General features: G+C 65.7%; 15 protein-coding genes. 3 read left to right on the forward strand and 12 right to left on the reverse strand.

Features of this window, described 5'->3' with window-relative positions; genetic code table 11:
* Positions 1–9 precede the first annotated feature (9 nt).
* Entirely contained in the window at positions 10–801 is a 792-nt protein-coding gene (locus tag AB1A62_RS14300) for an amino acid ABC transporter ATP-binding protein (RefSeq protein WP_366662128.1), read from the forward strand.
* 100 nt (positions 802–901) lie between these two features.
* Here AB1A62_RS14300 and AB1A62_RS14305 read toward each other — a convergent pair whose 3' ends face one another.
* The 4 genes from AB1A62_RS14305 to AB1A62_RS14320 all read right to left on the reverse strand — a co-directional run bounded on the left by AB1A62_RS14305 (position 902) and on the right by AB1A62_RS14320 (position 3,558).
* Positions 902–1,354 carry a DUF411 domain-containing protein gene (locus AB1A62_RS14305; RefSeq protein WP_366662129.1) on the reverse strand — a complete coding sequence of 151 codons (453 nt, stop codon included), beginning with the start codon at positions 1,352–1,354 and terminating at the stop codon, positions 902–904.
* 105 nt (positions 1,355–1,459) lie between these two features.
* Positions 1,460–1,957 carry a histidine phosphatase family protein gene (locus AB1A62_RS14310; RefSeq protein WP_366662130.1) on the reverse strand — a complete coding sequence of 166 codons (498 nt, stop codon included), beginning with the start codon at positions 1,955–1,957 and terminating at the stop codon, positions 1,460–1,462.
* Positions 1,954–2,655 carry a ferredoxin gene (locus AB1A62_RS14315; RefSeq protein ID WP_366662131.1) on the reverse strand — a complete coding sequence of 234 codons (702 nt, stop codon included), beginning with the start codon at positions 2,653–2,655 and terminating at the stop codon, positions 1,954–1,956. Before AB1A62_RS14315 ends, AB1A62_RS14310 begins: the two co-directional genes overlap by 4 nt.
* Before the next feature lie 108 nt (positions 2,656–2,763).
* Positions 2,764–3,558 carry a sterol desaturase family protein gene (locus AB1A62_RS14320; protein WP_366662132.1) on the reverse strand — a complete coding sequence of 265 codons (795 nt, stop codon included), beginning with the start codon at positions 3,556–3,558 and terminating at the stop codon, positions 2,764–2,766.
* Between the two features lie 172 nt (positions 3,559–3,730).
* Here AB1A62_RS14320 and AB1A62_RS14325 point away from each other — a divergent pair, with 172 nt between their 5' ends.
* Complete coding sequence (locus AB1A62_RS14325; protein WP_366662133.1) at positions 3,731–4,063, forward strand: GYD domain-containing protein; 333 nt, start codon at positions 3,731–3,733, stop codon at positions 4,061–4,063.
* Positions 4,064–4,165: 102 nt separating this feature from the next.
* Here AB1A62_RS14325 and argB read toward each other — a convergent pair whose 3' ends face one another.
* Positions 4,166–5,026, reverse strand: a complete 861-nt coding sequence (gene argB, locus AB1A62_RS14330; protein WP_366662134.1) for an acetylglutamate kinase — start codon at positions 5,024–5,026, stop codon at positions 4,166–4,168.
* Between the two features lie 134 nt (positions 5,027–5,160).
* On the opposite strand from argB, the gene AB1A62_RS14335 reads away from it, so the two are divergent.
* The gene (locus tag AB1A62_RS14335; protein WP_366662136.1) at positions 5,161–5,889 is read left to right on the forward strand and encodes an SDR family oxidoreductase; all 729 of its coding nucleotides are present in this window, start codon (positions 5,161–5,163) and stop codon (positions 5,887–5,889) included.
* 47 nt (positions 5,890–5,936) lie between these two features.
* On the opposite strand, the gene AB1A62_RS14340 is transcribed toward AB1A62_RS14335, so the two are convergent.
* From AB1A62_RS14340 to ttcA, 7 genes are all read right to left on the reverse strand, one after another.
* The gene (locus AB1A62_RS14340; RefSeq protein ID WP_366662137.1) at positions 5,937–7,334 is read right to left on the reverse strand and encodes a PepSY domain-containing protein; all 1,398 of its coding nucleotides are present in this window, start codon (positions 7,332–7,334) and stop codon (positions 5,937–5,939) included.
* Between the two features lie 70 nt (positions 7,335–7,404).
* Entirely contained in the window at positions 7,405–7,770 is a 366-nt protein-coding gene (locus AB1A62_RS14345) for a DUF2946 family protein (protein WP_366662138.1), read from the reverse strand.
* A gap of 5 nt (positions 7,771–7,775) precedes the next feature.
* On the reverse strand, positions 7,776–8,423 hold the full coding sequence (yihA, locus tag AB1A62_RS14350) for a ribosome biogenesis GTP-binding protein YihA/YsxC (protein WP_366662139.1): 648 nt from the start codon (positions 8,421–8,423) through the stop codon (positions 7,776–7,778).
* The gene (locus AB1A62_RS14355; protein ID WP_366662140.1) at positions 8,423–9,175 is read right to left on the reverse strand and encodes an MOSC N-terminal beta barrel domain-containing protein; all 753 of its coding nucleotides are present in this window, start codon (positions 9,173–9,175) and stop codon (positions 8,423–8,425) included. Before AB1A62_RS14355 ends, yihA begins: the two co-directional genes overlap by 1 nt.
* Positions 9,172–10,980 (reverse strand): membrane protein insertase YidC, encoded by a 1,809-nt coding sequence (gene yidC, locus AB1A62_RS14360; protein WP_366662141.1) that lies wholly within the window; start codon positions 10,978–10,980, stop codon positions 9,172–9,174. The genes AB1A62_RS14355 and yidC overlap by 4 nt, the downstream gene beginning before the upstream one ends.
* Before the next feature lie 133 nt (positions 10,981–11,113).
* Complete coding sequence (locus AB1A62_RS14365; RefSeq protein ID WP_366662142.1) at positions 11,114–12,658, reverse strand: bifunctional diguanylate cyclase/phosphodiesterase; 1,545 nt, start codon at positions 12,656–12,658, stop codon at positions 11,114–11,116.
* Positions 12,659–12,724: 66 nt separating this feature from the next.
* Positions 12,725–13,612 (reverse strand): tRNA 2-thiocytidine(32) synthetase TtcA, encoded by an 888-nt coding sequence (gene ttcA, locus AB1A62_RS14370; protein ID WP_366662143.1) that lies wholly within the window; start codon positions 13,610–13,612, stop codon positions 12,725–12,727.
* Positions 13,613–13,639: the final 27 nt, after the last annotated feature.

Genomic DNA, 13,639 nt, shown 5'->3' on the forward strand with positions numbered 1-13,639 from the left:
GTTCAACATATGTCTGAACTTATGTCCGACCGCGCAATCGACCGCTCCAAGATGACCGTGAGCGACGAGGTCGCCATTGAAATCAACAACATGAACAAGTGGTACGGATCCTTCCACGTGCTGCGCGACATCAATCTGACCGTCAACCGCGGCGAACGGATTGTGATCGCGGGCCCGTCCGGCTCCGGCAAATCCACCCTGATCCGCTGCCTCAACGCGCTGGAAGAGCACCAGCAGGGCAAGATCGTGGTGGACGGCACCGAACTGTCCAACGACCTCAAGAACATCGACAAGATCCGTTCCGAGGTCGGCATGGTGTTCCAGCACTTCAACCTGTTCCCGCATCTGACCATCCTGGAGAACTGCACCCTGGCGCCGATCTGGGTCCGCAAGACACCCAAGAAGGAAGCCGAAGAGCGGGCGATGCACTTCCTGGAGAAGGTGAAGATCCCGGAGCAGGCCCACAAGTACCCGGGCATGCTGTCGGGCGGCCAGCAGCAGCGTGTGGCAATTGCGCGCTCGCTTTGCATGATGCCGCGCATCATGCTGTTCGATGAACCGACATCGGCGCTCGACCCGGAGATGATCAAAGAGGTGCTCGACACCATGATCGAACTGGCCGAGGAAGGCATGACCATGCTCTGCGTGACCCACGAGATGGGCTTTGCCCGTCAGGTGGCGAACCGGGTGATCTTCATGGACGCGGGACAGATCGTGGAGCAGAACGAGCCGGAAGAGTTCTTCAACAACCCGAAGAGCGACCGCACCAAGCTGTTCCTCAGCCAGATTCTGGGTCACTGAAGCTCCATTTGGCGGTGGGCGGAAACGCCCACCCTACGGAACACCGCAAAACAGAAAGGCCGGGCACTGCGCCCGGCCTTTTTTGTTCCAGGGGTCTTGGTCAGGAATGTCTGGCGAACACCTCTGTCGTGCCGTCTGCCCGGATCAGCAGGGTGTCGAACGCCTCGCGCTCATCGCCCATTTCCATCCCCGGCGAGCCGACCGGCATGCCCGGCACGGACAGCCCCAGCGCGGCGGGCTGTTCCGCGAGCAGCCGCTGGATGTCTGCGGCGGGCACATGGCCCTCGATCACGTAAGGCCCGGCCATCGCGGTGTGGCAGGAGGCCAGATCGCCGGTGACGCCCAGCCGCTCCTTCATCGCCCACAGATCCTCGTCCGGCACATTGCGCACCTCGGTCCGGAAACCGGCGGCGGACAGGTGATCGGCCCAGGCAGTGCAGCAGCCGCAGGTGGGCGACTTCATGATCCGGATGGCCTCCGGTGCCGCGGCGAAACCCGGCAGGGCGGTGAGGGGCAGGGCGGCTGCGGCCAGCAGCAGGGAACGGCGGTGCATGACGGTCTCCAGTCCGGCAAATGTCTGTGCGGCTGACTATCTAGTCACGCTTTCGCGCGGGCGCCAGAGGCCTCCCGCGCGGGATGCGCCAGCTTGCCGCAGGGATCATTCGCCCAGAAGCTCCCGCGGGACGGCAAAGTCGATGGCCTTGCCGCTGCTCCAGGCCAGGTCTTTCCAGCTGCTGATATCGAACTTCACCACCAGCGTCGCGCCGGTGGGATAATCGTCGAACCGGGAATGGTCCGGCGGGCTGGCGACGATGGAATGGGCAAAGGCGGCAATGCCGGGATTGTGGCCGATCAGCATGACCCGGTTCTGCTCCGCCGCGCTCAGTTCCTTGAACATGATGTCGGAATTGGCGTGATAGAGCCGCTCGGTGAATCTGGCGGGCACCCCCAGATCCATCAGCTCGCAGGTTTCGCGGGTGCGCTGGGCAGAGGAGCAGATCACCTGGTCCGGCAGGTAGCCGCATTCGCGCAGCCAGGCGGCAATGGCCGGAGCTGAGCGGCGCCCGCGCTTGTTCAGCGGGCGGGCGTGGTCGCTGGGCACATTGGTGTCCCAGGCGGATTTGGCGTGGCGGGTCAGGATCAGCGTGCAGGTCATTGCGGGTGAAAATGCCTCATGTGGTGTGCGGTTTGGTCTGGGTCGCGGCTGGCGGCGAAGCTCAGCGGGCAGGCCCGCCGGGCAAGGCAGCCGCCGGACATGCAGCCGGCGCCTGCGCTGGTGTCGAGATACGCATGGCAGGCCGCCAGGTCGTAGGGGCCTCCGTCGGCCAGGGCGCTGACGGGGCAGGCGGCAAGGCAGGGACGCGAGGGGCAGCTGTCGCAGGGCGACTCTGCCAAAGGCGGAGGGGGAATGTCAAATTCCTGTTTGAAATGAATGGCCCCCCGCAAGGAAATCATCATGCCGGCGCTATCATGCACCAGCATCTGTGACGGCGATGTGAAAAACCGCCCCGAGGCCAGCGCCCAGTTGATGAAGGGGGTGTAGGGCGGCCCGCCAAAGGGGAAATAGGGGGTGCCGCCCAGCGTCTCCGCCAGCGCGCCGATCACCCGCACGGACCAGCGGTCGACCGGATCCGGGGCCCCGTCAAGGAATTCCGGGCTGGACTGGAACAGCGGCCAGAATGCCCCAGAGGTTCCCAGCAGCAGCAGGGTTCCGCTGTCCAGTGCCTTGACCGGCTGGCGGGCCGGGTGCAGCGCGCCCTGAACGGCCAGACCGGCCTGCGCGGCCCCGTCCTCGATCCGTGAGTAAAGATGCGCATCCGGGGCAGGATGGTCTGGCAGGTCAGTCAGGGTCATGTGCGGCGTCCGGTGTGGTGGCTTGGGGCGAGCCTAGCAGCCGGCCGGGGGCGGCGCAGGGCAAAAACGCCCGACTCTGGCCTGCCGGCGTCTTCCTGCTGCCGGATCTCAGCGGCGGCGGAACGGCAGCAGCAGGCTCCAGCCCAGCCCTGCGGGCCGCCCGTCCTGCCACTCCAGCCCCACGGTCATGCCGTCATGCCCCTGGCCGGGCTGGGCAATATAGGTGCCGAAGATCCGGTCCCAGACCGACAGCGCAAAGCCGTAGTTGCTGTCATGCTCGGCCCGCAGCTGCGAGTGATGCACCCGGTGCATGTCCGGTGTCACCAGCAGTAGCCGCAGCAGCCCGTCCGCCCTGCGGGGCAGGGTCAGGTTTGCGTGGTTGAACAATGCGGTGCCGTTCAGCAGGATCTCGAACAGCACCACTGCCAGGGCCGAGGGCCCCAGCAGATAGACCAGCCCGCATTTCACCAGCATCGACAGCGCGATCTCCACCGGGTGGAAGCGCACCGCGGTGGTCACGTCCATGTCGCGGTCGGCATGATGCACCCGGTGCAGCCGCCACAGGAGCGGCACCTTGTGGGTGATCAGATGCTGCAGCCAGATTGCGAAGTCCAGCACCAGCACCGCCAGCAGCACCTCTGCCCAGGCCGGCCAGCGCACCGCGTTCAGCAGCCCCCAGCCGTGCTCTGCCGCATCCAGCGCTGCGCCCACCGCCAGCAGCGGCAGGCCAACCGCCAGCGCCCGCAGGGTCAGCGTGTTGAGCACCGAAATCGACAGGTTGGTCAGCCAGCGCCGCTGCCGCGGCAGGCTGCGGGCGCGCCGCGGCGCCCGGGCCTCGGCCGCCGCGAACAGCGCAAACAGGCCCAGGAAGACTCCCAGGCGGATCAGGGTTTCATGCTCCATACCGCCAGCGATGCGCAATATCGGGCCAAAGGCAAGCCCCCGCAGGCCGGGCCGGGCTTCCTCATATGCCGGAAGCGTGATCCATGCTATGATCCGCGCGGGGCATGCAGGCCGGAATATCCGGCATCGTGCCTGCAGCCGGCCTGCATCTTCCGCCCCAGGGAGAGACTGAATGCCAAGATTTATCGTGACCGGGAACTACACGTCTTCTGCGATGAAGGCGATGATCGACAGCCCCAGCGACCGCGAGGCCGCGGCCCGTGCCCTTGTCGAGGCGGCAGGCGGCACGCTGGAGAGCTTCTATCTGACCACGGGGGACCATGATTTCGCGATCAAGGTCACGATCGACGACGTCTCCAACCTGCTGGCAGCCCTGCTGGCGACCGGCGCCAGCGGCGCGGTCAGCAACCTCAAGACCATCCGGGCGTTCACGGCGGATGAATTCAAGGAAATGCAGGAGAAAGCGGGCCGGTTCGCAGGCGCCTACAAGGCGCCGGGAAGCTGACGGGCGCATCCCCCGTTGTTCTGACTGAGGATATCCCGGGGCGGATTGGCCCGGGAGAGCCAAGAGGGGCGGCGCCCCTCTTGAGCCGCGCCTGCCGCGCCGTCAGGCGCGGATCATCGAGCCTGCGCCGTGGTCGGTGTAAAGTTCCAGCAGCACCGCGTTCTGCACCCGCCCGTCGACGATGATGCAGGCGCGCACGCCGCCGCGGACCGCGTCCAGCGCGGTTTCGGTCTTGGGGATCATGCCGCCGGCGATGACGCCGCTGGCGGTCATTTCCTCGACATCGGCCGCCTTCAGCTCCGTCACCACTTCGCCCTCGGCGTTCTTGACGCCGGCCACATCGGTCAGCAGCAGCAGGCGGTCGGCCTGCAGCGCCTTGGCGATGGCGCCTGCGGCGGTGTCGCCGTTGATGTTGTAGGTCTCGCCATCCCGGCCGGCGCCGATGGGGGCGATCACCGGGATCATGTTCTTCTCAAACAGCCCGTGCAGCACCTTGGGGTCCATTTCGGCCGGCGCGCCGACAAAGCCCAGATCCGGGTCGGCCTGGTCGCAGGTGATCAGGTTCGCGTCCTTGCCCGACAGGCCGACGGCGCGGCCGCCCTGGCTGTTGATCGCCTGCACGATGCGCTTGTTGACGACGCCGGACAGCACCATCTCCACCACTTCCATGGTGGCGGCATCGGTGACCCGCTTGCCGTTCACGAATTCCGACTTGATCTGCAGCTTTTCCAGCATCGCGTTGATCATCGGCCCGCCGCCGTGAACGATCACCGGATTCACCCCGACCTGGCGCATCAGCACGATGTCGCGGGCAAAGGTTTCCATCGCCTCGTCGCTGCCCATGGCGTGGCCGCCGAGCTTGATGACGACAATCGCCCCGGAGAATCGCTGGAAATACGGCAGCGCGCTCGACAGGGTTTCGGCAGTGGCAATCCAATCGCGGTTCATATTCTGTTTCTTCATCGCTGGGGTCCCTCTGACAGGGGGTGTTACGCGTTTCCGGGCGTGCTGCCAAGCGGCTGCGCAAATGCGCCGTTGCAGCGGCCCGTGCGGGTGCTAGGCTGCAGCCCGGATACCACCTTACACGGAGCTGCGCCATGCGCCAGAAAACCCTGCTGCTCACCGGTGCCAGCCGCGGCATCGGCCATGCCACCGTGCGCCGTTTCAATGCCGAGGGCTGGCGGGTGATCACCTGCTCGCGGCAGCCGTTCCCGCAGGAATGCCCCTGGGGCGGCGGCCAGGAAAACCATGTGCAGCTGGACCTGTCGGACCCGTCGGACACGATCAACGCGGTGGGCCGGATCCAGGAGATGCTGGACGGGCGGCTGGACGCCCTGATCAACAACGCAGGCATTTCGCCCAAGGGTCCGGAGGGGGAGCGGCTCAGCACGCTCAACACCGACCTGATGGACTGGGGCAAGGTGTTTCACGTGAACTTCTTTGCTTCGGTGGTGCTGGCGCGCGGGCTGAAGGAGGAGCTGGCAGCAGCCAAGGGCTCGGTGGTCAATGTGACCTCGATTGCGGGCAGCCGGGTGCATCCCTTTGCCGGGGCGGCCTATGCCACCTCCAAGGCGGCGCTGGCGGCCTTGACGCGGGAGATGGCGCATGACTTCGGGCCGATGGGGGTGCGGGTGAATGCGATTGCGCCGGGGGAGGTGGAAACCTCGATCCTGTCGCCCGGCACCGAGAAGATTGTCGAGAAGCTGCCGATGCAGCGGCTGGGCCAGCCGGAGGAGGTGGCCTCAGCCATCTATTTCCTGTGCTCGGAGGGCAGCTCCTATATCTCCGGCGCCGAGATTGAGGTGAACGGCGCGCAGCACGTTTGACCCCTTTGGTCTGTCCGGCCGCGAGGCCGGACAGCGTCTTGATAGTTTCAGCTCACCGCGCGTTTCAGCACCGGCAGGTTGCCGAGCAGTAGCACGTCAAAGGCCAGCGCGGCCAGCAGCGCCAGGCCTGTCAGCGGGAAGGCCAGTGACACCAGAACGGCGATCAGCGCGGCGCCTTTCCAGAACGGCATCTCTGCCGGTTCCGGCGGCGCGGCCAGGCGGGCGGCGCCGGCGGGGCGGCGCTTGACCCACATCACCAGGCCGGAGATGCAGACAAAGATCACCGCGAGGCAGAACACCACGTTCAGGATGAAGCTCCAGGTGCCCATCAGCCCCATGTGGAAGGGGATGCTGACGGCCATCGCCTTACCGGCCCAGGAGTAGTCCTCGTATTTCACGTCGGCCAGGATCCTGCCGCTGTATTGGTCCACATGCACGGTGCGGTCGATGAAGGGGCTGTCGCCGTCGCCGCTCATGCTGTCGCGGTTGAGGGTCCAGACGCCTGTTTCGCCGCCGGGGTAGGCGAGGCGGAAGCGGCCCTCCATCCCCAGTGCACGGCCGAGCGCGATGAGGCTGGCCGCATCCACGGGCGCGCCTTCGGCGACGCCGGTGATGCCTGCGTCAGAGCCGGAGGCGGGCATCGGTGTCTGTTCCAGCGCCCAAGGCACATCGTTGGTGGAGCCGTGATTCATGCTGGCGTGGATGTCGTCAGACAGAGGCACGTTGTCCCATTTCGCGGCGGGGAAGGTGCTCCAGGCCTGCATCATCTGGCCGCCCCAGATGCCGGTCCACGACAGGCCGGAGATCAGGAAGATGACCAGCAGGGCTGACATCCAGAAGCCGGTTACGGCGTGCAGGTTCTTCCACAGCGCGCGGCCGCGTGCGCGGACATTGGGGACAAAGGCGCTGAGGGAATTGCCGCGCGGCCACCACAGGTAAAGCCCGGTCAGCACCAGCACGATGCCAAGGCCTGCGGCGATCTCGATCAGCCGGTCGCCGGTGTCGCCGATCAGCAGGGTGGAGTGGATGTTGTCGGCAAAGTCGTACCAGCCAGCACGGCGGTCCCAGATTTCGATCACCTCGCCGGTGTATTGATCCAGCGCCACCAGGCGCTGGCCGTCATCTGTCTTCACCCGGAACACAGCGGCCAGATCGGGGGCCTTGGGGCCGATCCATTCGGCGATGGTGCCGGGCTGGGCGGCCAGAACGGCGGCCTCCTGCTCAGGCAGGCTCAGCTCGGCGGCGCCTTGGGTGACGGTGATTTTCTCACCGTCGCGCCCGTCGAATTGGGTGATGAACATCATCATCAGGCCGGTGACGGCCAGCATGATCAGGAAGGGGATCACAAACAGGCCGGCATAGAAATGCCAGCGCCAGACGGCGGCGTAGAATTTTTGGGACAGCGGACGCGATTGGTCCGCGGATTGCGGTTGGCTGGTTGCCATTGTTCTCTCCATATCGGAACGGGGCCGGTCGCGCGGGGCGCCGGGGGAAAAGTCAGAAGTGTTCAGAAAATCAGGAGAGCGCGGGCGGGCCGCGGGCATCATAGCGCCAGTGGAAACCGGCGGTGTGATGGGTGAAGGCCTCGCGCGACCAGCGGTCGCCGAGAGACGCATTTAGGTTCAGGTCAATCAGGCTGTCCGGCAGCAACGCCACCGCGCCAAGGGCCGCAAACGGACAGCTGCGATCCTCCATCTGCTCGGCAGGTGCGTGGGGTTCGCCGCTGTCCAGATCGACCCAGGTTTCCACCGGCCCGTGGCCGGTACAGATCACCAGCAGCACCTTGCCGTCCTGCGCCGATGCCGGCATCCAGCCGGACGGGATCAGCCCGGCCACGGCCAGGGCGATCACAACCAGCAGGGAGGGCAGGCGGCTGAGCACGTCTTTTACAGACCGGCGATGATCGAGCGCAGGGTGGAGATGCCGTCGCCCTTCTCAGACGAGGTCAGCACGATCTCGGGGTAGGCTGCGGGGTGTTTCGCCAGCGCGCCCTTCACTTGTTCCAGAACCTTGGCGCGGTCCTTTTCCTTGACCTTGTCGGCCTTGGTCATCACGCATTGGAAGGTGACGGCGGAGCTGTCCAAGAGCTTCATGATCTCGTCATCCACCGCCTTCACGCCATGGCGGCTGTCGATCAGCACAAAGGCGCGGCGCAGGTTCTGGCGGCCTGACAAGTAGCGTTTCAGCAGTTTCTGCCATTGCTCCACCACCTTCAGTGGCGCGTTGGCATAGCCGTAGCCGGGCAGGTCGACCAGATAAAGCTCGGGCCCTTGGGTGAAGAAGTTGATCTCCTGCGTGCGGCCCGGCGTGTTGGAGGCGCGGGCGATGCCCTTGGTGCCGGTCAGCGCGTTGATCAGGCTCGACTTGCCGACGTTGGAGCGGCCGGCAAAGCAGACCTCCACCCGGTCGGCATCGGGCAGGCCGTTCATCGCCACCACGCCTTTCAGGAATTCGGTCTCGCCCGCAAACAGCTTGCGGCCCTTCTCGGCGGAAATGTCGTCCGGCGCTTCGGCCAGGGAAAATTGCATCTGCATCACAGCACCTTTACCGCGTCGCCCAGGCGGATCTCGCCGCCGCGCACCACCTCGGCATAGACCGAGAAATCCTGATGGCCCCAATTGTCCTTGAGGGTCTTGAGCGTATCGGCGTCGCGTTCGCCGGTTTCGGGATTGGCGGTGGTCGCCTGGCAGCGCACCACCCGCTCGCGCACCGCAAAGACGGCCGCGCCGATCTGCACCTCGCGGCCGATCCATTCATTTTCGGCCCAGGCCTCCCCCAGATCGAACCAGATGTTGCCGCGCCAGCGCAGGGGGGAGAGGCCGTGGCCGATGGCCTGCTCCACCGCGCGGTGGGAGGCCCGGTTGCACAGGGTGATTGAGGGGTAGTCGGTATCGGTCATGCCACGGCCCGGAACCCGGACGATGCGGGCTGAGGCGCGGGCGGTGCTGGGCAGCAGCGGCTTTTCCCAATCGAGAAAGCGTTGCAGGTCCGCCGGGTCTTCGGGGGCAAACGTGATATCGGGCCGTTGCGGGTGGGTAAGCGTGAGAAGCCCGGTGGCGTCGTCCAGCCGCGCGTCGATTGCCATCAGGGCAGGGGACTGCGACCCGCGGGAGAAGTTGCCGCAGACCACCCACTTGCTGCCGTCGGCCTTGGACTGCGCGTTTGCAACCGCCCAAACGCGGTCGCCGGGCATGGTCTGCCCGGCGATCATGGTGACGCTTTCCAGTGCCTCCCGCCCATGGGATTTGAGCGGGTGGCGCCAGATTTCCGTGACCTGTGCGGTCATTCCTTCTCAGCCTTCGGCTTCTTCTTGAAGCTCGACTTGATGTTGCCGAACACGTCCGGCGTATAGCCGTGGCTGCGCATGATCAGATACTGCTGGGTGAAGGTGATCGTGTTGTTGGCAATCCAGTAGACCACCAGGCCGGAGGCGAAGCCGCCGAGCATGAACATGAACACCCAGGGCATCCAGGCAAAGATCATCTGCTGGGTCGGGTCGGTGGGCGCCGGGTTCAGCTTCTGCTGCAGCCACATCGAGACGCCGAGCAGGATCGGCAGGATGCCGATGAAGACCAGGGCCAGGATGCTCTCCGGCGCCGGAGCCGCAAAGGGCAGCAGGCCAAAGAGGTTCATGATCGAGGTCGGATCCGGCGCGCTGAGGTCCTGGAACGGGCCGAAGAACGGGGCGTGGCGCAGTTCCAGGGTGACGAAGATCACCTTGTAGAGCGAGAAGAAGATCGGGATCTGGATCAGGATCGGCAGACAGCCCGCGGCGGGGTTCACCTTCTCCTTCTTGTAGAGCTCCATCATCTCCTTCTGCATCTTCTGGCGGTCGTCGCCGGCGCGCTCCTTGAGCTTCTCCATCTCCGGCTGAAGCTCTTTCATCTTCGCCATCGAGGCGTAGGATTTATAGGCCAGCGGGAACACCAGGATCTTGATCACCACGGTCAGGCCGATGATCGCCCAGCCCATGTTGCCGATCAGGACATTGAGGTTGTGCAGCAGCCAGAACATCGGCTTGGTCAGGAAGAAGAACCAGCCCCAGTCGATCACGTCCAGGAAGCCCTCGATGCCTGCCTTCTCGTAGCCGCGGATGGCTTCCCATTCCTTGGCGCCGGCAAACAGCTGGGTGGTCACCTCGGAGGACTGGCCCTCTGCCACGGTGACAGTCGGCAGCACGATGTCGGTCTGGTAGATCTCGCGGCGCTCGTCGAACTTGGCGATCGAGCGGAAGCCCTGGCCCGGTGCGGGCACCAGGGTGGACATCCAGTAGTGATCAGTGAAGCCGATCCAGCCGTTGGCTTCGACCTGCTTGACGCTGGACTTGGAGCCGTCGCGCGGGTCCGGGTCGAAGTCGGCCATGTCGTCATAGTCGGTCTCGGCCAGCTCGCCGTCGGTCATGCCGACCAGGCCTTCGTGCAGGATGAAGAAGTTCTTCAGGCCCTCGGGCTGGCCGTGGCGGGCCAGGGTGCCGTAGGGCGCCAGCGACACGGTGCCGCCGGAGGCATTGGCAACCGACTGGGTGACCGAGAACATGTAATCCTCATCCACCGCGATGGTGCGGGAAAAGGTCAGGCCCTTGCCGTTGTCCCAGGTCAGGGTGACCGGGCTGTCGGGGGACAGGGTGGCGCCGTCCGGGGCAGACCAGATGGTGTTGGCGCCCGGCACGTCGTTCAGGGTTAGGCCCGCACCCGGTGCCCAGCCGTAGAGCGCGTAATAGGCGCCGGCCTCGCCCACCGGTTTCAGCAGTTTGACGATCGGGGAGCCTTCATCCAGCGTCTCGCGGTAGTCCTTCAGCGACAAGTCGTCGATCCGGCCGCCCTGCAGCGAGATGCTGCCGGTGACGCGGGGCGTGTCGATGGCGACGCGCGGCGCATCCGGGGCGGCGGCGTCTTCCGGGGCGGCCTCGGCCACGGCATCAGCGCCAGCGGCGCTGGGCGCTGCGGCGGTGTCGCCCGCCGGGGCGGTTTCAGTGACCGCGGTTTCCGGCGCTTGTTCCGGTTCCGGCGGCGGGAAGAAAGTATACCACCCGAGGATCACCAGAAAGCTGAGTACGGTTGCGAGAATAAGATTTTTGTTCTGATCGTCCATTGGGGACTGCCACCTCGTGTAGGGAAGGACACGTGGGGTTCAACAGAGGTGGGCCGCAAAGGTCAAGCAGAATCGCGGCGCACCGGGGCGTCATGCGGTCCCGGTGCGGCAGAAAATCAAAGGAATTGAGCGTTCAGGGCGTCTGGCGGCCGATCACCGGGGCATCCTGCAGCTTGGCCTCATGGGCGGCGATCCAGTCCAGCGTCTGGTCGAACGGCATCGGTCGGCCGATGCCGAAGCCCTGCACATGGCCGCAGCCCAGCTGCGCCAGCAGCGCGTGCTCGCCCGCGGTTTCCACCCCTTCGGCCAGGGTGTCGAGCTCCAGCCGCTCGGCCATGGTCAGGATGGCGGAGATCAGTTTCTGCTGTTCCGGGTCCTGGTCCGCCTTCATCACGAAGGAGCGGTCGATCTTGATGCGGGAGATGCTGAAGCGGCGCACGGCAGAGATCGAGGCGTGGCCGGTGCCGAAGTCATCCAGGTCGATCGGGCAGCCCAGCTCGCTGAGGGCGAGGATGTTGCGGGTGACCACGTCGTCGGGCTGGTCGGTCATCACGGTTTCCAGGATTTCCACGCACAGGCGGTCCGCTGGCAGGCCGAAACGCTCCAGCTCCCATTTGACGCGGTCGGCCAGCCCCGGGTTGCGCAGTTCCTGGGTGGCGAAGTTGACGCCGACGCAGGGGACCTTCACCCCGGCTTCGTCCCAGGCCCTGACGGCGACCAGTGAGTTATAGAGCATCACCTGGCTGAGCCGGTCCATCAGCCCGGCCTCCTCGAGCGCGGGCAGGAAGGTGGAGGGCGGGATCAGCCCCTGCACCGGGTGCAGCCAGCGCGCCAGCGCCTCAAACCCCGAGACCCGGCCGGTGTCGGTGCAGATCTGCGGCTGGAACCAGGCCTGGATCTGGCCGTTTTCCAGCGCCGCCGCGGCTTCGTCGCGCAGGCTGGAGCGGGTGCCGGCGTGGCCCGGCATGTCGGCGGAATAGGCGCGGATGCCGCCGGGGCCGTTGCTTTGCGCCTCCGACAGGGCGGCGGTGGCGGCGCTGAACCATTCAGCGCTGGAGCCGCCGGGCGCCCGGCCCTGCTGGCAGAAGCCGATCGAGGAGGTCATGTAAAGCGTGGTGCCGTCCAGCGCCACCGGTTCCTCGGTTGCGGCCTGCATTCGTCCGGCCAGCTGAATGCACAGCTCCAGGTCCAGCTGCAGGGTCGGCGCCAGGCAGACGGCAAAGCGGCCGTCGCCGATCCGGGCAATGGTGTCATTCTGGCGCAGCACCGACACGATCTGCGCGCCGCAATGCTGCATGACACGGTCGCCGGCTTCCTGGCCGTGGCGGTCTGTCAGTTCCTTGTACTCATCCAGCTCCAGCACGAATACGGCAGAGCGCAATCCGGCCTCGCTGCATTCGCCGAAGATCCGGGAGGCCTCCCGCTCAAACCCGTCGCGCAGCATCATGCCGGTGACGGCGTCGCGCGGCACGGCGCTGCCGCCCAGTTTGCTGAAGCCGCCGGCCGCGGCGATCAGCACCGGCAGGCCCAGGGCAACGGCCAGCAGCGCGGTTTCGCCGCCGAGCCAGAAAGTGGCGAGTGTCAGGGCAGGCAGAAAAGCAAGCATTGGCGGCCCCGCAAGCGCGGGGGCAAGGGTCCGCCGGAGGCGTGCCAGAAAGCCTGAACCCGTATTTGTCATTCCCAGACCTTTCGTCTGCAGCCGTTCGTTCGGCCCTGAGACTAAGGTGCTGATATAACCCGGGAGTTAACGCAGCAGGGGAATTTCCGGATTTTCGTCCGCGGAATCGGCATTGTTCAGCTCAAGACCCGCGAAATCGAACAGTTTCGGGTCCAGAAGATGCGAAGGCCGCGCATTCATCAGCGCCCGGAACATCACCTGGCGGCGGCCGGGCGAATTTGATTCCCACTGATCCAGGATCTGTTTCACCTGCTGGCGCTGCAGCCCGTCCTGGCTGCCGCAAAGGTCGCAGGGGATGATCGGGTAATTCATGGAACGCGCGAACTTTTCGCAATCTGCCTCTGCCACATGGGCCAGCGGGCGGAACACGAACAGATCGCCTTCCTCGTTCACCAGCTTGGGCGGCATGGTCGCCAGGCGGCCGCCGTGGAACAGGTTCATGAAGAAGGTTTCCAGGATGTCGTCGCGGTGATGGCCCAGCACCACCGCCGAGCAGCCTTCCTCGCGGGCTATGCGGTAGAGGTTGCCGCGGCGCAGGCGCGAGCACAGCGCGCAATAGGTGCGCCCCTGCGGCACCTTGTCGACCACAATGGAATAGGTGTCCTGGTATTCGATCCGGTGCGGCACACCCATCTTTTCCAGGAACTCCGGCAGCACCGTCGCCGGGAAGCCGGGCTGGCCCTGATCCAGGTTGCAGGCCAGCAGATCCACCGGCAGCAGGCCGCGCCACTTCAGTTCATAGAGAACCGCCAGCAGGGTATAGCTGTCCTTGCCGCCCGACAGGCAGACCAGCCACTTGGGCGTGCTGCCGTCCGCTCGGCGCTCGACCATGCCGTATTGTTCGATCGCTTCGCGGGCATAGCGCACGATGCGCTTGCGGAGCTTCTTGAACTCGGTGGTCGCGGGGGCGCCGGCAAACAGCGGATGGATTTCGTCCAGATCATCATCAAGCATGGGCGCGCCCTAGCCGAGGACGGGCGT

It is taken from the genome of Leisingera sp. JC11 (assembly GCF_040704725.1).
GTDB lineage: Bacteria > Pseudomonadota > Alphaproteobacteria > Rhodobacterales > Rhodobacteraceae > Leisingera.

Coding starts and splice junctions, on each gene's coding strand:
- yidC (WP_366662141.1), bottom strand. CDS start 10,980: ATGGACGATCAGAACAAAAATCTTATTCTCGCAACCGTACTCAGCTTT.
- ttcA (WP_366662143.1), bottom strand. CDS start 13,612: ATGCTTGATGATGATCTGGACGAAATCCATCCGCTGTTTGCCGGCGCC.
- AB1A62_RS14325 (WP_366662133.1), top strand. CDS start 3,731: ATGCCAAGATTTATCGTGACCGGGAACTACACGTCTTCTGCGATGAAG.
- argB (WP_366662134.1), bottom strand. CDS start 5,026: ATGAAGAAACAGAATATGAACCGCGATTGGATTGCCACTGCCGAAACC.
- AB1A62_RS14310 (WP_366662130.1), bottom strand. CDS start 1,957: ATGACCTGCACGCTGATCCTGACCCGCCACGCCAAATCCGCCTGGGAC.
- AB1A62_RS14365 (WP_366662142.1), bottom strand. CDS start 12,658: ATGACAAATACGGGTTCAGGCTTTCTGGCACGCCTCCGGCGGACCCTT.
- yihA (WP_366662139.1), bottom strand. CDS start 8,423: ATGCAGATGCAATTTTCCCTGGCCGAAGCGCCGGACGACATTTCCGCC.
- AB1A62_RS14300 (WP_366662128.1), top strand. CDS start 10: ATGTCTGAACTTATGTCCGACCGCGCAATCGACCGCTCCAAGATGACC.
- AB1A62_RS14355 (WP_366662140.1), bottom strand. CDS start 9,175: ATGACCGCACAGGTCACGGAAATCTGGCGCCACCCGCTCAAATCCCAT.
- AB1A62_RS14315 (WP_366662131.1), bottom strand. CDS start 2,655: ATGACCCTGACTGACCTGCCAGACCATCCTGCCCCGGATGCGCATCTT.
- AB1A62_RS14305 (WP_366662129.1), bottom strand. CDS start 1,354: ATGCACCGCCGTTCCCTGCTGCTGGCCGCAGCCGCCCTGCCCCTCACC.
- AB1A62_RS14335 (WP_366662136.1), top strand. CDS start 5,161: ATGCGCCAGAAAACCCTGCTGCTCACCGGTGCCAGCCGCGGCATCGGC.
- AB1A62_RS14320 (WP_366662132.1), bottom strand. CDS start 3,558: ATGGAGCATGAAACCCTGATCCGCCTGGGAGTCTTCCTGGGCCTGTTT.
- AB1A62_RS14340 (WP_366662137.1), bottom strand. CDS start 7,334: ATGGCAACCAGCCAACCGCAATCCGCGGACCAATCGCGTCCGCTGTCC.